Source organism: Gordonia sp. PvP123, assembly GCF_040547295.1.
GTDB classification, from domain to species: Bacteria; Actinomycetota; Actinomycetes; order Mycobacteriales; family Mycobacteriaceae; genus Gordonia; species Gordonia terrae.
In genome coordinates, this window is record NZ_JBEPPN010000005.1 from 353,921 (window position 1) to 370,969 (window position 17,049).

General features: G+C 68.5%; 9 protein-coding genes. 6 read left to right on the plus strand and 3 right to left on the minus strand.

The window, feature by feature from the left end:
- Positions 1-47: 47 nt before the first annotated feature.
- Positions 48-941, minus strand: coding sequence for an oxygenase MpaB family protein (locus ABIC25_RS12020; protein ID WP_354561573.1), 894 nt, complete (start codon positions 939-941; stop codon positions 48-50).
- Positions 942-1,083: 142 nt separating this feature from the next.
- On the opposite strand from ABIC25_RS12020, the gene ABIC25_RS12025 reads away from it, so the two are divergent.
- Entirely contained in the window at positions 1,084-1,656 is a 573-nt protein-coding gene (locus ABIC25_RS12025; protein ID WP_354561575.1) for a TetR/AcrR family transcriptional regulator, read from the plus strand.
- Between the two features lie 122 nt (positions 1,657-1,778).
- On the opposite strand, the gene aroQ is transcribed toward ABIC25_RS12025, so the two are convergent.
- Positions 1,779-2,237: a type II 3-dehydroquinate dehydratase gene (gene aroQ / locus ABIC25_RS12030; protein WP_101820633.1), complete on the minus strand. Its 459-nt coding sequence runs from the start codon at positions 2,235-2,237 to the stop codon at positions 1,779-1,781.
- A 101-nt stretch (positions 2,238-2,338) separates the two neighbouring features.
- Between aroQ and ABIC25_RS12035 the strand changes: the two genes are divergently transcribed.
- Complete coding sequence (locus tag ABIC25_RS12035; protein ID WP_354561577.1) at positions 2,339-5,764, plus strand: arabinosyltransferase domain-containing protein; 3,426 nt, start codon at positions 2,339-2,341, stop codon at positions 5,762-5,764.
- 83 nt (positions 5,765-5,847) lie between these two features.
- Here ABIC25_RS12035 and ABIC25_RS12040 read toward each other — a convergent pair whose 3' ends face one another.
- Positions 5,848-7,569 (minus strand): HNH endonuclease signature motif containing protein, encoded by a 1,722-nt coding sequence (locus tag ABIC25_RS12040; RefSeq protein WP_354561578.1) that lies wholly within the window; start codon positions 7,567-7,569, stop codon positions 5,848-5,850.
- Between the two features lie 481 nt (positions 7,570-8,050).
- Here ABIC25_RS12040 and ABIC25_RS12045 point away from each other — a divergent pair, with 481 nt between their 5' ends.
- The 4 genes from ABIC25_RS12045 to ABIC25_RS12060 all read left to right on the plus strand — a co-directional run bounded on the left by ABIC25_RS12045 (position 8,051) and on the right by ABIC25_RS12060 (position 16,991).
- The gene (locus tag ABIC25_RS12045) at positions 8,051-11,431 is read left to right on the plus strand and encodes an arabinosyltransferase domain-containing protein (RefSeq protein WP_354561580.1); all 3,381 of its coding nucleotides are present in this window, start codon (positions 8,051-8,053) and stop codon (positions 11,429-11,431) included.
- On the plus strand, positions 11,424-14,741 hold the full coding sequence (locus ABIC25_RS12050; RefSeq protein ID WP_354561581.1) for an arabinosyltransferase domain-containing protein: 3,318 nt from the start codon (positions 11,424-11,426) through the stop codon (positions 14,739-14,741). Before ABIC25_RS12045 ends, ABIC25_RS12050 begins: the two co-directional genes overlap by 8 nt.
- Positions 14,742-14,918: 177 nt before the next feature.
- The gene (locus ABIC25_RS12055; protein ID WP_004018737.1) at positions 14,919-15,458 is read left to right on the plus strand and encodes a Dps family protein; all 540 of its coding nucleotides are present in this window, start codon (positions 14,919-14,921) and stop codon (positions 15,456-15,458) included.
- Between the two features lie 324 nt (positions 15,459-15,782).
- Positions 15,783-16,991, plus strand: a complete 1,209-nt coding sequence (locus tag ABIC25_RS12060; protein WP_354561582.1) for a DICT sensory domain-containing protein — start codon at positions 15,783-15,785, stop codon at positions 16,989-16,991.
- Positions 16,992-17,049 lie beyond the last annotated feature (58 nt).

Sequence of the window (17,049 nt, forward strand, 5' to 3'; positions counted from 1 at the left end):
GAACAGATCAACCTTCTTCGCAGATTCGGCAGACGCAGCCCGGGGCCTCAGCTCCCGGCCGGAGCATGCTGTGCAGGCTCGGCCGGGAGATGCCTAACCGGGCAGCCACCCGCGAACGTGCCCAGTTTCTCGATGTCGAAACCGTTCGGGTAGCTGCGAATTCGCTGCATCTCGGATACGTACTGTGGTGATCGACGGGCCGGCAGGGCGGCCACGACCCGGGCGCGCGCCTTGAGTCCTCCGATCGACAGCGACCGCGCGACACGTCCAGGTCGCCGGTAGCCGAACGACTCGAGCAACGCGTCATCCATCAGCGATCGGCTGAAGACGTCGATCGCCGGCGCGAGCGGCTTGGGATAGAACGACGCGAGCAGACTCTTGGTGGCATCGGCGACACGGCGACCACCCTCGTCGAACGCGAAATGCTCGCGTTCGTAGGCGTCCATCAGGGTCTCGAAAGCGCCGTAGGTCTCGGGGATCTCCTTGATACCCATGTGGCGCCCGAGCGTCCGGTAGTAGTTCACCGACGCGGTCACCTCGTCGTCGGTCAGCTTCCGCCAGCCGTAATCGTCGATCCACCGCTTCGGGACGACCACGAACGTCGACAGGACGTAACGCATGTCGTCGTTGCTGATGTCGTACATGCGGTGCATCTGGTTGATGCGCCGAATGGCGGACTTGCCCCGACTGCTGTCGAATCCGTCCAGGAGCGGCACCTCCAGCAGGAGCGAGGTGTCGTCGTAGCGCTTCTGGGTCTCGGCCGTGAACGCACGCGTCTCGTCGAGCAATCGGCCGATGCTCGGCACCGCATACGTGCGGAACAGGGCAAAGCTCAGTGCTTGATTGATGTCCCAGGGGAAGTCGAAGGTCGACAGGTTTCGGTAGATCTCGTGGAACTGCGTCTGCGGATCGAGTCCCTGGTTGCGGGTCGCCTTGCCCATCGGATGTCCTCCTCGGTGAGTGCCACGTCACTGTAAGTCGACTTATAGAAATGTGCAAGGGGTCACATTCGATGTGTTCGCGGTGCTGCGGGGGCGCGGACCCCGGGCGCCGGCCTCGCCATTCGTGCAGCACACTGGGGTGATGGCCACCGGCAAGAAAGCGAAGCCGTCGGAATACACCCAACGGCGTTACCTCGACGCCGGCCTGGCCATCCTCACGGAGCACGGCCATGCCGGGTTGAAGCTGGCAGCGATCTGCGAGGCGACCGGCACGACCACCGGGAGCTTCTACCACGCGTTCGGGAACTGGGCCGAGTACCGATCCGCCCTCATCCGTCACTGGCGCGACGAACAGAGCCAGCGACTGATCGCCGGTGCTCGCGACATCGCCGATCCACGGGAGCGTCTCGACGCCCTCACGGACATCGGCCTACGGCTGCCACACGCGACCGAGGCCGCGATCCGCGTGTGGGCCGCACACGATCCCGAGGTGCTCGCCATTCAGCACACCGTGGACCGGGAGCGCCGCGACATCATCGCGGCCACCTACGAGGAGGTGCTCCACGATCGCGAGGAGGCCGAGGAATTCGCCACCGCGGCAATGTATCTGCTGATCGGCTTCGAGAGCGGCACGCTGCATTCCCACCAGGCACTGGTCAAAGGCTTCCGCACCATCCTCGACCGCGCTCTCGAATCCTCCGTCGAGTCACCGTGACTCGACGCGCTCAGGCCACCCGCCGCGATCACACCGCGCACAGTCGACGAAAACCGACGCACAGTCAACGTAGAACGACGGCCAGTCAACGGAATGCAGCGCACAGTCGACGGGGCGCGGGGTCAGTCGACGAGTTCGGCGAGCCTGCGGATCGCGAACTCGTAGCCGCGGATCCCGTAACCGGCGATCACCCCGGCCGCGATCGGGGACACATAGGAGTGATGACGAAACGCTTCGCGCCGATACACGTTGCTGATGTGCACCTCGAGCACGGGGACGTCGGGGACGACGAGTGCATCGGCGAGGGCGACCGACGTGTGTGTCCATCCGCCCGGGTTGATGACGATGCCGCTGATCTCGCCGACGGACTCGTGAATCCAGTCGAGCATCTGTCCCTCGTGATTGGTCTGCGCGGCGCGCACCCCGAAGCCGAGCTCGGCAGCGGTGCGCTCGGCGAGGTCGACCACGTCGGCGAGGGTGTCCGAGCCGTAGACGGCGGGCTCCCGGGTGCCGAGCGTGTTCAGGTTGGGACCGTTGAGCAGCAGGATCGGCAGACGGTCGGTCACCTCGGCGTCGGACATGGCGTTCACCTTACTGGCCCTGACCTGCCGGTCGGCGAGTCTCCGACGCCGACACTGCCACCGACCGGGACGAGACGTCCCTAGGGCTACCATCTCTCTTTGTGCCATCGCAGACCGTTCGACGAGCGAGGATCGTCGCCATCGTCACCGGACTGCTCGGGTTCCTCCTCGCACTCGCGACACCACTCATGCCGGTGTCGCAGCGAACCGCCGAGATCGACTGGCCCCAGAACGGACAGATCGGTTCGGTGTCGTCGCCGCTGATCGGTTACACACCCGTCGACCTCGACGTCACGATCCCCTGTACCGCCGTCGACGACCTGCCGCCCGGCGGGTCGGTGCTGCTCTCGACCACTCCGAAGCAGGCACCGAAGTCGGGTGAGCGCGGCCTGTTCATCCGCAAGACCGGCGCTGCCGATGCGCCCCTGGACCGGCAGGGCGTCGAGGTCGTGATCCGCAACGTCTCGCTGGTCTCGGCCACCCTGCAGGACATGCGCGACCAGGGCTGCCGCGAGATCGTCGTGCACGCCGACTCCGACGCGGTGACCGCCGAGTTCGTCGGCATGACGAGCGGCACCCAGAACGAGGACGGCGAGGACGAACCGCTCGCAGGAACGACGGAGGACAAAGAGGCCTTCAAGTACTGGCCCGATCAACGCCCCCAGGTCACCGGCCTCTTCACCGACCTGTCCGGCCCCGCCGCCGACATCGCGGGCCTCGACGCCCACGTCACGATCGATTCGCGCTACAACACCGCGCCCACCATCTCGAAGTGGCTGGTCGTCATCGTCGGCGTGGCGTCGACGCTGTTGTCACTGGCCGCACTGGCCGCGCTCGACTCGACCGACGGTCGCCGCCATCGACGGATCTTCCCGGCCCGATGGTGGCGTCTCAACGCCCGCGATTACGTGGTGATCGGGGCGCTGATCCTCTGGCACATGATCGGGCCCAACACCTCCGACGACGGTTATCTCCTGACCATGTCGAGAGTCGCCCAGGACAGCGACTACACCGCGAACTACTTCCGGTGGTACGGCGCGCCCGAGGCACCCTTCGGCTGGTACTACCAGGTGTTCGGTCTGCTCAGCCACGTCTCGGTGGCCAGCCCGTGGATGCGACTGCCGGCACTCCTGTGCGGAATCCTGGTGTGGCTCATCGTGAGTCATGAGGTTCTCCCCCGTCTGGGCCGGGCCGCCCTGACCCGACCGATGGTCGCCTGGACCGCGGCATTCGCGTTCCTCGCGTGCTGGTTCCCCTTCAACAACGGCCTGCGGCCCGAGCCGATCATCTGCCTGGGTGCGCTGCTGACGTGGTGTTCGGTCGAACGCGCCATCGCCACCGGCCGAATGCTGCCCGCCGCGGTCGCGTGCCTGATCGGTGCCTTCAGCATCGCCGCCGGGCCGACGGGTCTCCTTGCCGTCGCCGCACTGATCGCAGGCGCGCGGCCGATGATCATGGCGCTCATCAAGCGGGCCCGCGTCGTCGCCGAGTTGTCCGGTTCCACCTCGTCCACTGGTTCGTCACCGAAGGATTCAGAAGCCGCCGACCGTGACCGCCGCACATTACTGCGCTGGTCGTTCGTCGCGCTGATCGCGCCGATCCTGGCTGCCGGCACCTTCGTCGTCTTCGTCGTGTTCTCGAACCTGACCCTGCGGTCGTTCGCCGAGGCGTCGAGCATGAAGTCGGCGCTCGGCCCGTCGATGAGTTGGTACAACGAGATCGGCCGTTACTCGGCGCTCTTCGCCTTCTCTGCCGACGGTTCCATCGCCCGACGTTTCGCCGTGCTCGCCATGATCCTGGGACTGGTCGTCTCGGCGGCCGTGCTGGTTCGCAAGAACCGCATCCCGGGCACCGCCATCGGCCCCACGCGTCGCATCGTCGCGATCACTTTCGCGTCGCTGGTCTTCCTCATGTTCACGCCCACCAAGTGGACCCATCACTTCGGTGTCTTCGCGGGCATCGCCGCCGCCCTTGCCGCGATCGCCGCGATCGCCGCCAGCCAGCAGTCGATGCACTCCCGGCGCAACCGCACCCTGTTCTGCGCGCTCGTCCTGTTCATCGGCGGTCTCGCGTTCACCGCGCCGAACTCGTACTACTACTACTCCGCCTGGGGTATGCCGTGGGGAGTGGAGCAGGTCAAGATCGGCGGCATCATGCTCGGCAGCGTGCTGCTCTACGCCGCGCTCGCCCTGCTGCTCCTCGCGCTCTGGTTCCATTTCCGCGAGCCGTTCACCGGAACCGATCCGCACGTCGAGGAGTCGACCGCCGGCGACGCCGCTCATCAGCGCTGGTACAGGCGGCTGATCGCCTCGATGGCCGCCGCGCCGCTCGCCTACCTCGCGATGGCGGTCGTCGTCTTCCAGATCGTCACCGCGATCTTCGCCGGCATCCACCAGAGCTCGTCGTACTCGGTCCCGCGGTCCAACTTCGCCGCGGTCGCCGGTAACCCGTGCGGCATGGCCGACAAGGTCTGGGTGGAATCCGATCCCAACCGCGACATGCTCCGTCCGGTCGATCCCACCCTGTCCAACCCGCTCGGCGGACCGCCACCGGCACCCGGCACCTCCCCGACCACCTCGGGGTTCTTCCCGAACGGCGTGCCGACGGCACTGGAATCAACGGCCAGCGAGGGATCTCTCGGCGTGCTGTCGGGCGACGTCTGGCAGTCCCCCGACATCGTCAACTCCAACCCCGGCGGCACCGGCGGCGGCGAGATCTCCGAGCCCGGGATCAACGGCAGCACCGCGGCCCTCCCGTTCTTCCTCGACCCCGCGTCGACCCCGGTCATGGGCAGCTATTCGAAGCTCGACCAGGTGCCGGCCCGCCTCACCTCCGGGTGGTACGCACTGCCGGAGGACTGGCGGGACCGCCCGCTGCTGACGATGGCGGTGGCCGGCGAGTACGACAACCCGAACGTCATGCTCGAGTACACCGCCGACCCGATCGGCCCGGACACCCGCGACGCCGATCTCGAGGCCGCGGGCGACACCGAACTCATCGACCCCGGCCCGCGCCCGTCGTGGCGAAACCTGCGATACAACACCGACGAGCTCCCCTCGGACACCACCGCGGTGCGGATCGTCGCCACCGACGACAACCTCGCCGAGGACCGGTTCATCGTGCTGACCCCGCCGCGGATCCCGCAGATGGACACCCTGCAGGACGTCGTCGGCGACACCGACCCGGTCCACATCGACTGGACATCGGGGCTGGCCTTCCCGTGCCAGCGTCCGTTCACCCACGACGTCGGGGTCGCGGAGATCCCGAAGTGGCGCATCAAGCCCGGGTCCGACCTGGCGGCTGCGGTGTCGGCGTGGCAGAACAGCTTCGGCGGCGGCCCGCTCGGGTGGATCGAGGTCTCCCAGCAGGCGACGGCGCTGCCGACCTACCTGATGGCCGACATCGGACGCGACTGGGGCGCCCTCGAACGCTACGAGCCATACGGTGACGTCGACACGCTCGCCGAGATCGAGACCGGCACGGCCACCCGCAGCGGATTGTGGAGTCCCGCGCCGCTGCGGCACTGACAGTCAGGCGGCATGCTAGCGATTCGGCGGCGCTGACGGCCCGGTCGCCGTGGTGGCAGTCAGCCCGGCGAGCTGCTCCGCAGTCACGGATGGTCGGCGAGGATGCGTGCGAGGGCTGCTTCGACCGGGGTCAGTGGTCGAGTGGTGGGATGCTCCGGCAGTGTTCGCGGCTGGACGAGTTCGCGGTAGGCGAGTTCGAGACGCCGACCGCTGTCGCCATGACCGACGGCGTCGGGGCGCGACTGGTCGCCGGGCCCTTTGCCCCCTGAGGAGCGCCCGGAGCTTGCGGAGGGCGCGTCACGAAGGGTCTGGCGACCGAGTCTGCGAAACCCTCGGATGGTCGGTCCGTGGATCTCGTTGCGCACGGTGTTCAGATGTTGTGCGAACCGCCGGGGTATGTCGGGTCGGCGGTTGATCTGTTCGGGGTTGGGTGGCGCGCCGGGTTCGGCGTTGAGTCGCCAGATGCAGCGGCCTTCGTCGGGTCCGGACCGTTCGATTCGGGTGGTGTACTGGCCGGGTTGGTCGCCGACCATTCGGTTGTGCCGCGGGCAGGCGGGTGCGAGGTCGTCGATGTCGGTCAAACCACCTTTGGCCCAGTCTTTCTGGGCGTGGTGGAGTTCGACCTGGGTGGCGGGCTGCTCGCAGCCGGGTGCCGAGCACACTTCCCCGTCGGGGCGGGCGAAGGAGACGAGACGTTGTTCGCGGGTGGCCAGACGCTTGCCCCTACCGAAGTACAGCGGCACCGCGGTGGCGTCTTTGAAGATCGCCAACCACGGCTGCACGTCGCCGGCCATCGCGATCAGGTCGGGGATGGGGAGCAGGGTGCCGGTGGCGGTGGTGGCGAGCCCGGCTTCGCGGATCAGGTCGCCCAGATCGGCTTTGATGATCAGATGGGCGGGCAGGCCGCGGTGCGACGTTCCGAGAATCCCGTCTGAAAAGCCAGCGGTGAGTGCGGCGTCGAGGGCGTCGTGATTTGTCTGGGCGGGGGTGCGTTGGTCACGGTCGGCTGCGAGCGCGAGGGCGTCGGGGTCGGCGGTGCCGGCCGGTCCGGACGGTGAGTTGGGGTCGTCGGGGTTGTTGAGTCCGGGTTTGCCCCAGACGGCGAACATCATCGTGAGCCGGGCGGCGAGTTCGGGGGTGAGGGTGCCGGAGATCTTGGCGGTGCCGTCGGCGCGTTGGCGTCCGATCCACAGGTTGCGGCGCCGTTTCTGGTCGGTGTCGTCGGTGAGGGTGCCGTCGGGGTCGAGGTGAGCGAGGAGCCGCGCGCCGAGTTGGGTGATGTCGGCGGGTGTGTGGTCGGCGGCGATCTCGGCCATCTGACGCTCGGCAGCGACTTTCACATCATGCTCGACGGCGTGGGGGATCTGGTCGAGGACATCGAGGGCGGCCTGCACGTGTGCAGAGCCAACCGCTCCCGCAGCGAACGCCTCAGCGAGGCAGGGGTGTTCGGGCGGTAGGACCTCGCCGCCGAGGCTGGTGCGGGTGGCGGTGGCGTCCATCTGCTTACGACGCCGCACCGGGTTGGAGACCCGCAGCCGGTGGGTCATGAACTGCATGAGGGTTCGGCAGCCGGACTTGCGGGGCAGATCGCGGGCCTCGACCTGATCGATCTGCCGGTCACCGGCGACGGTCAGGCGTGCGATGGCACGTTCGGTATCGGCTGCCACGTCAGCCAACTCGGTATCGGTACACGGCGACAAGTCCACAGTCTGCAACTCATCGAGGATCGCATGCAACTCTGTCACCAGCTCGACGGCACGCGGTTGCGGCGCCACCGAATCGTCGACGTGCGTGGCGTCGGCCATGACGGCCACCTCCCCCCCGAGAACAGTTGCTACGAATGTACGTTCGACTGTACACGAAAGGCGGGCAGTCGGCAGAGCGAAATGTGTTGTCCGACAGATTTTTTCCGCCGCCTAGTCGCCACTGAAGATTGTCGGTGGTTGCTGGTAGGCTCCGCCCCGCGGGCACGATCTGAGCTGTCGCGCGGGCGGGACCCTTCGTGACGCGCCCTCCGCAAGCTCCGGACGCTCCTCAGGGAGGCGGGGGTGACGCGCCCTCCGCAAGCTCCGGACGCTCCTCAGGGAGGCGGGGGTGACGCGCCCTCCGCAAGCTCCGGACGCTCCTCAGGGAGCGGGGGTGACGCGCCCTCCGCAAGCTCCGGACGCTCCTCAGCTCAGGGAGCGGGGGTGACGCGCCCTCCGCAAGCTCCGGACGCTCCTCGTCGATCAGGGCTGCGGGGTGGGCCCTAGGTGGCCTGAGGCACGTCGCTTACGATGAGGCACCGTGCCTGTGACAGCCCCGACCTCGCCAGAGGATTCCGCAGAACCGTCGTCGCCGGGGCCGGCAACATCGGGGCCGGGAACCAGGATCTCCGCAGGCACCGCCCGGTGGGTGGCGATCGTGGCCGGGATCGCAGGCATCGTGCTGTGCGCCCTCACCCCACTGCTGCCCGTCAAGGCCGTCGACGCCGGTTTCGACTGGCCCGCCGGACAGGACCTGAGCGCCGACACCTCATCGGTCATGGCCCCGCTCATCGCGCAGACCCCGCAGACCCTCGACGCCCGCATCCCATGCGCGACGCTGGCATCGGCCGAGGACGGGGTGGTCCTGGCGACCATGCCGACCAACGCGCCGAAGTCGAAGTCGTCGTCGTTGTGGGTCACCGCCACCGACGCCGCGATCACCGTGACCTTCCGGAACAGCCTCGCCGCCACCGCCGCGCGTGCCGACCTGGACCGATGCCGGGAACTGCGCATCTTCTCCGCGCCCACCGGCCCCGGCGCGGAGTTCGTCGGGCTCGGCGAGTCGACGACGCTGCCGCCGGACCGCCGCCCCCAGGTCGACGGCATCTTCAGCAACCTGAACCCGGAGCAGGCTCGCGCCGCCGCCGCCGACGGCCTCCGCGTGCAGGTGACCATCGACAACCGCTACGAATCGTCGCCGTCGGTCCTCAAGATCGTGGTGATGGCGCTCGCCGCCCTGTCCGTTCTCGTCGCCGTCGTCGCGCTGGGGCTGCTCGATCGCATCGGCGGCTACCACCGGCGGATCGGCGCGCGAACCCGCTCCTGGTGGCATTCGCTGAAACCCCGGGCCACCGACCTGATCGTCACCGCGATCCTGCTGGTCTGGAGCGTCCTCGGGGCCGGTTCACCCGACGACGGCTACATCCTCAACATGGGCCGGACCGCGGACGGCTTCGGCTACCTCGCCAACTACTACCGCTTCTACGGCATCCCCGAGGCTCCGTTCGACTGGTACTACAGCTTCCTCGCCGCGTGGTCATCGGTCTCACCGTCCGTGCTGTGGATGCACATCCCGCAACTCATCGCCGGGCTCGTGTCGTGGTTCGTCCTCAGCCGGGTGCTCCTACCCCGCCTCGGTCCGGCAGTACGACGGAGTTCCTGGGCGATCTGGGCCGCCGCCCTGACGTTCACCGCGTTCTGGCTGCCGTTCTGCAGCGGGCTGCGCAGCGAGGGGATCATCGTCCTCGGTTCGCTGCTCACCTGGTGGGCCGCCGAACACGCGATCGCGACACGACGACTCCTGCCGGCGGCCCTCGCCGCGCTGGTCGCGGGGTTCACCCTCGCACTCGCCCCGCACGGCCTCGTCGGCGTGGCCATCCTGCTGGTGGCGGCCCGCTCGCTGCTGCACATCGTCATCGACCGGCGTAGACGACTCGACGGCTCCGTCTGGACGTCGACGCTGACCCTCCTCGCGCCGATCGCCGCGGCCGGAATGCTCGTCCTCATCGTGGTGTTCCGCGATCAGACCCTGGCGACCGTCCTCGAGGCGATCAAGCTGCGTTACACGGTCGGACCGGTCATCTCCTGGCACCAGGAGTTCCTGAGGTACTACTTCATCTCGGTCGTGACCGACGACGGCGCTCTCACCCGTCGGGTGCCGTTGCTGCTCCTGCTCGCCGGCCTGTTCGTGACGGTCGCGGTCATGCTGCGCCGCACGAGGATTCGCGGCGTCGACCCGGGTCCGGCATGGCGCCTGATCGGCACCGTGGGTGTCACCCTGCTGCTGTTCGCGTTCACGCCCACCAAATGGACCATCCAGTTCGGCGTGCTCGCCGGGCTGGCGTCGGCGATCGCGGCGGTGGCCACCGTGGCCGTAGCCCAGTCGGCGGCCCGGTCGGCCCGAAACCTGACCGTGTTCGTCTCGGGGCTGCTGTTCGCGATGGCGGCGGCGATGGCGGGATACAACTCGTGGCCGTTCCTCTACGAATACGGCATCTCCTGGTTCGACCGGGCGCCGGTCATCGCCGGTTACCAGGCGTCGACCCTGTTCCTGATCCTCGCCGTGATCGCCGCCGCGGTCGCGGTGTGGCAGCACCTGCGCCTGGACTACGTCACCAATCGCGGTCTCGCCCACGCCGACACCGGGCCCGGCGAGACACGGGCCGATCGTCGACGACTCTTTCTCGCCTCCTCTCCGCTGGCGGTGATCGCCGGGCTCCTCGTGATCGTCGAGTTGCTGTTGTTCGCCAAGGCCGCGGTGACCCGATACCCGGCGTCGACGGCCCTGGCCGAGAATCTGGACACCCTGCGCGGCAACAGCTGTGGCCTCGCGGACGATGTTCTCGTCGAACTCGATCCCAACGCCGGCATGCTGACCCCGGCGGGCGGCGCGACCACGACCCAGGCGCTGCGCGGCGAGAACCCGGTGGGATTCTCCCCCAACGGGATTCCCGACGACCTCCAGCCCGAGCCGGGGAGCCAGCGGCCCGGACAGATGAACGTGTCGGCGAGTATGGCCCGCCCGTTCGCCATCACCGGGGGGCTGGGTGCCGGGACCACCGGCGGGCGCGGACCGGAGACCGTGAACGGTTCCACCGCCAAACTGCCCTACGGACTCGACCCCGCCACCACGCCGGTCCTGGGCAGTTACGGATATCCGGGCGAGGCGCGGCTCACGACCGGCTGGTACGACCTGCCCGCCGACCGCTCCGCGTCGCCGCTGCTGGTGTTCAGCACCGCGGGCGCCGTCTCGACCATCGACACCTTCGGCGTACGGAACTTCGGACAGAAGATGGTGGTGCAGTTCGGGCGTCCGGGCGTCGACGGGACCTTCGAGCAGGTCGGCCCCGACATCTTGCCGATCGACCCCGGGCCCGTGATCCTCAACATGCCGTGGCGCAACATGCGGGTGCCGATGTCGGCGGCCCCGCCGCGCGCGACCGTGATGCGATTGTCCCTGCAGGACAACAATCTCGGCGAGAAGCAGTTCATCGGGATCACACCGCCGCGCGCCCCGCGGTTGCAGACGCTGCAGGAGGTCGTCGGATCGGCGGCGCCCACGCTCATCGACTTCGGGGTGGCCTCGCACTTCCCGTGCCAGCGGCCGATGGGCGTCTCCCACGGCGTCGCGCAGGTGCCGCAGTGGCGCATCCTCGGCGACTACCCGCTGACCAACTCCCAGTCCAAGACCTGGCAGGCCGGCGTGGACGGCGGGCTGCTGGGCATCTCCGAGGCCACCACCTCGGCGTCGGCGGTCTCGACGTACCTGCAGGACGACTGGGTGCGCGACTGGGGCGCACTGGAGAAGCTGACACCGCTCGTGTCCGACGCGCCCGACGCGCGGATCGACACGGCATCGACGACGCAATGGGGCTGGTCGCGCACCGGCTCGATCAGGGTGGAGCCCCAATCCGATGAGTGAGTCCCGCACTTCCCGCCTGGCGGCGGGCAACCCGACGATCAGGGTCAACCCGAAGGTCGTCGCGACCGTCACCGGCCTGCTCGGGTTCCTGCTGGCCGTCCTCACCCCGCTGCTCCCGGTGAATCAGTCGACCGCAGAACTGAAATGGCCGCAGGGTGGTGGCGTCTCGGATGTCGCCGCGCCGCTGGTGTCCTTCGTCCCGATCGACATGGACATGTCGGTGCCGTGTTCGCTGGCCACCCGGTTGCCCGCGCAGGGCGGGGTGCTGCTGTCGACAATCCCCGAGGGCGGCCAGGACGCCGGCGCCCGCGGATTGTTCGTCCGGGCGACGGCCGACGCGCTGACCCTCACCGACCGCAACGTCGCGCTGCTGAACACCGATCGCACCGCCGCACAGACGAACCCGAACTGCCGCATCGTCTTCCAGGCCGACGGCGAAGGGGTGAGCGGGCGATTCGAGGGTCTCCCCGAACCGGGCGCGGACTCGGGTGCCTCGCATGCTTTCGCCCTGCCCGACCACGAGATGCGTCCCCAGATCGTCGGCATCTACAGCGATCTGCCCGCCGACGCGCCGCGCGACGGGTTGGCGCTGCGCGCCACCATCGACACCCGCTACGTCAGCACCCCCACCCCGCTGAAGCTCATCGCGATCGCGCTCGGCATCCTCCTGACGATCGTCTCGCTGATCGCACTCGGGATTCTGGATCGACGAGATGGCCGCAGCCACAAGCGCTTCCTCCCGTCGGGATGGTTCACCATCCGGCCACCGGACGTCGCGGTGTTCGCGATCCTCGCCTTCTGGTGGTTCGCGGGCGCCAACACCTCCGACGACGGTTACAACTTCATCGTCGGCCGGATCACCGGCGACGCCGGATACGCCGACAACTACTTCCGCTACTTCGGTGTGCCGCAGGATCCGTTCGGCTGGCACTTCCAGGTGATCTCGGCCATGACGGACGTGAGCGTCGCGGCACCGTTCATGCGCCTGCCCGCGTTCCTTCTCGGCCTGCTGGGCTGGTGGCTGATCAGCCGCGAGGTGATCCCGCGTCTGGGCCGTGCGGTCCGGCACAGCACGCCCGCCGTGTGGTCGGCTGCCTTCGTCTTCCTCGCGATCTGGTTGCCGTTCAACAACGGTCTGCGTCCGGAACCGGCCGAGGCCGTGGGCGCACTGCTCACCTGGTGCTGTGTGGAGCGCGCGATCGCGACCCGCCGACTGCTCCCCTATGCCATCGCGGTGGTCACCGCCGCCTTCACGCTCGCCCTCGCTCCCGGCGGACTGATGGCGGTCGCCGCACTGCTCGCCGGAATCCGGCCGATCGTGAAAACGCTGGTGTCGCGCCGTTCCCGCGACGGCCTGCTGCCGATGCTCGCCCCCATCCTGGCCGCCGGCACCGCCGTGCTGTTCCAGATCTTCGCCGATCAGCCGCTCGCGCCGTTGATCGCGGGCAACAAGGTCGCCTCCGACGTCGGTCCGACACTCGAGTGGTGGCAGGAGCCGATCCGCTACTACTACCTGATCCTTCCGACAGCCGACGGCACGCTCGCACGACGCTTCGGCGTGCTGGCGATGATCCTGTGCCTCTTCGTAGTACTGCTCCGCCTCCTCCGTCGGGAGCACCCGAACGGCGTTGCGCGCGCGCCGATCTGGCGCCTGGTCGCGGTGACCCTCGGCACCATGTTCTTCATCGCCTTCACACCGACCAAGTGGACCCACCACTTCGGTGTGTACGCGGGTATCGCCGCGGGCCTCGCCGCCGCGGCGGGCGCCATGATGGCGCCGGCGGTGCTGCGATCGCGCCGCAACCGCAGCTTCTTCGCGGCCGCGGTGCTGGCGATCACCGGGATCTCCTTCGCCGGCACCAACGGCTGGTGGTTCGTGGGCAGCTACGGCGTCCCGTGGTGGGACCGCCCACCCACGGTGGGCGGCATCAACATCGCCTGGTTCATCCTCGTCGCCGCGGTCGCCACCGCACTGGCGGGTCTGTGGTTCCACTTCCGCGACGACTTCGTCGACGAGACGACCCGAACCCGGGGCGGCGACAAGTGGTATTCGAAGCTGAAGTTCTCCCCGCTGCCGGTCATCGCCGGGATGATGGTGCTGTTCATGGTCGCCTCGTTCGCGAAAGGCGCCTACGAGCAGCGTGATTCGTGGTCGTGGATGAAGTCCAACGCACGCGCCCTCACCGGCAACTCGTGCGGGCTGGCCAACGACGTCCTCGTGGAGGCCGATCCCACCGCCGGTCTGCTGCGACCCGCGGCCGTCGACGGACGGCCGGCGCCGAGTGTCGCCGCCGCGCTGGCCGGCCCGGACGCCATCGGATTCACCCCCAACGGCGTACCCGGGCGGCTCTCGGTCGACGCGACCGAGAGCACCGAGTCGTCGACCACCTCGGGTGCGCAGAACAGCGCCCAGACCGGTGCGGGTTCCGACGAATCCGCCGACAGCTCATCCGCTCAGGGCGGCACCGAGGGCGGCCAGGGCGCCCGCGGCGTCAACGGATCGACGGTGCGTCTGCCGTTCGGACTCGACCCCGCCGTGACGCCCGTGCTGGGCAGCTACGGCTCGCCGTCGGGCACCGGGTCGCTGACCTCGGACTGGTACCAGCTGCCCGAACGCTCCGAGGACGCCCCGCTGCTGACGATGGCGGTCGCCGGCTCGGTGGAGGCGGTCGACGGCATCGGGGTGGTCCACGCCGGCCAGAAGGTCACGATGCAGTTCGGCCGGGTCGAGACCGACGGTCGGGTGACTGCTCTGGGCCGGATGTTCCCGATCGACATCGGCGAGACCCCGACCTGGCGCAACCTGCGGTTCCCGCTCGCCGATGCGCCGCAGCGGGCGACCGTCGTGCGGGTCGAGGTCGCCGACACCGCGGCCGCACCGTCGGAGTGGGTGGCGGTCACGCCGCCGCGGGTCAGCACCCTGGCCACGCTCAACGACGTGGTCGGTCAGACCGACCCGGTCTTCATCGACTGGCTGCCCGGCATGGTCTTCCCGTGCCAGCAGCCGATGAAGGTGCGCAACGGCGTCCTCGAGGTGCCGCAGTGGCGGATCATGCCCGACGCCGAGGCCACCCGGAAGAACAGCCAGACCTGGATGTCGGGAACCGCGGGCGGCCCGCTCGGCATCACCGAGGCGATGCTGCGTCCGACCCTCCTGCCCACCTACCTCCGTAACAACTGGGGACGCGACTGGGGCGGACTGCAACAGTTCACCGAGATCATCCCGGCACCGGCCGCGGAACTCGACCTCGGTACTGCTCGACGCTCCGGGCTGTACGACCCCGCCCCGATGCGCTCGAGCGGTTACTGAGTAACGAACCGGCGCACACGGGCACACCGGCGCCGACCTGCGGTTACGCTTCCCGCGGGTCGGTGCCGCAAACACCCGCACAGGCGTTCGTTACCGCACTGTGACCTGCCGTCTCGGTTCCGTCACTCATGCCCCTTCACGCTCGTCACCCCGGAGCGGCGGGCCTAGCGTCGAAGTATGCCGAAATTCACCGCACCAGGACTCAGCAATGAAGCCGCCGACGAGGTCGCCGGCATCCTGCAGGAGCGCCTCAGCGCGCTGAACGACCTGCACCTCACCCTCAAGCACATCCACTGGAACGTCGTCGGCGCCAACTTCATCGGCGTCCACGAGATGATCGACCCCCAGGTCGAGCTCGTCCGCGGATATGCCGACACCATCGCCGAGCGCATCGCCACCCTCGGCGCATCGCCGAAGGGCACCGCCAAGGCCATCGAGCAGGACCGCTCGTGGAGTGACTACTCCATCGGACGCGACACCGCGCAGGCCCACCTGGGCGCTCTCGACCTGGTGTACGACGGTTTCATCACCTCGCATCGCGACGGGATCTCGAAGATCGGTGACATCGATCCGATCACCGAGGACATCCTGATCGGCCAGACCGCCGAGCTCGAGAAGTTCCAGTGGTTCGTGCGAGCTCACCTCGAGAGCTACACCGGCGAACTCACCCACGCCGGCGCGAGTGGCGAGAAGGAAGCGGCCGACGCAGCCCGCTGACCCTGCCGTATGAAGACCGAGTAGCGGGTCACCACACCCCCGGGACCCGCCCCCGGAGCCGCGGTCGCGACCTTCTCCCCCGTTGGTCGCGACCGCGGTGACACCTTTCCCGTACCGACTACCCCGAACAGGCACTGACTGACCCCAGGACTCACAGCCGAATATGTTGCGCCGCTTGGAACCCCGGGTCCCAAGGGCTTCTCGATCATGTCCGGAATCCACAGTTTGTTACGCTGGCCACAGGCTCAGGCCGCGAACAGGATGTGAAGCAACCGCGTCCACCAGATCGATCGGGGCGCTTCTCGCTCTGACGGGGAGGCACGTGTGTCCGAAACGCGATCATTCACCCTGTTCGATGATCTGGAGCTCCACATGCAGTTCGCGCCGGTCTGCCGGCTGTCCGACGGCGCTCTGGCCGCCGTCGAACTGCAGCTCCGAGGTCCGGCCGGGACCCGCCTGGCCACTGCCGCCGCTCTCAAGCGCGCCGCCCGCCTCGTCGAAGAGCATCCCGTCCTCGATGAACGCAAGCGCAAAATGGCCGCGTCTCAGCGTGCCCAGTCGCTCGCCAAGATCCTGCCGCTGCTGGTCTCGCTCGATCTCGATCTCATCGACAATCTCGACGACGACACCGCGCGCAGCCTCGAACGCCACGTCATGGTCATCCTGCCCGATGCCGTCGAGCGCAGTCCGCAGCGAACGCTCGCCCGCGTCGCCCGGGCCCGCGCGGCCGGCAAGATCATCTGCGTCGACGGCCTGGTTCGCAGCGAGCACGCGGCCACCCTGCTCTCCCTCGTCGAGCCCGACATCATCGTCACCGGCGCCGAGCTGCTCACATCACGGACCAGCTCCGACGCCGCCCATCTCGCCCACGCGCTCGCCGCGCACACCGAGCGCAGCCATGCCGTCGTCATCGCCGAGGGCGTCGACGACGAGGACAGCCGCATCACCGCGCAGACCATGGGTGCCGCCTTCGGTATCGGTGATCTCTACCCGGCCGTGACCGACCCGTCCGTTCTCGCCAATCGCACCGTCGTGCCGCTGCCCGAGATGCCGGTCTGGACGACGCCCGGCCCGGACAAGTCGACGCCCTACCGCATCGCGTCGACCTCGATCTCCCCACGCATGGGCAACAAGCGCCTGCTCATCGAGATGAGCAAGGCGCTGGAGGAGCAGGCGGCCATCGGCGGTGCCGCGATCGTCCTGGGCACCTTCCAGTTCGCCGAGCACTTCACCTCGCGGACCGCGAAGCGGTGGCGAGAGATGTCGGAGAAAACCGGCCTGGCCGGGGTCTACGGCGTCGGACTCCCCGACATCCGGGACGGGAACGTGCACCGCGCCCCCCTCGACGCCGATGACGACCTCATCAACGAGTGGAATGTCGCGGTCCTCGGACCGCACTTCGCGGCCCTGCTCTCGGCGCGCGACCAGCACGATGCCGGGCCCGATCTCGAGCGCACCTTCGAATTCGTGCAGACCTACGACCGCATGACCGTCACCCAGGCGGTGCACTCCATACTCATGCGGTTCTCCTGATCGCAGCAGCTGTCGCGACGAGTGACCTCGACGGACGCGGCGGCCTCGCTGCGCTCGG

What these genes read in the sequence shown, in the direction of transcription:
- ABIC25_RS12020 (WP_354561573.1), bottom strand. Translation starts at nt 941, where the DNA reads ATGGGCAAGGCGACCCGCAACCAGGGACTCGATCCGCAGACGCAGTTC.
- ABIC25_RS12025 (WP_354561575.1), top strand. Translation starts at nt 1,084, where the DNA reads ATGGCCACCGGCAAGAAAGCGAAGCCGTCGGAATACACCCAACGGCGT.
- aroQ (WP_101820633.1), bottom strand. Translation starts at nt 2,237, where the DNA reads ATGTCCGACGCCGAGGTGACCGACCGTCTGCCGATCCTGCTGCTCAAC.
- ABIC25_RS12040 (WP_354561578.1), bottom strand. Translation starts at nt 7,569, where the DNA reads ATGGCCGACGCCACGCACGTCGACGATTCGGTGGCGCCGCAACCGCGT.
- ABIC25_RS12050 (WP_354561581.1), top strand. Translation starts at nt 11,424, where the DNA reads ATGAGTGAGTCCCGCACTTCCCGCCTGGCGGCGGGCAACCCGACGATC.
- ABIC25_RS12055 (WP_004018737.1), top strand. Translation starts at nt 14,919, where the DNA reads ATGCCGAAATTCACCGCACCAGGACTCAGCAATGAAGCCGCCGACGAG.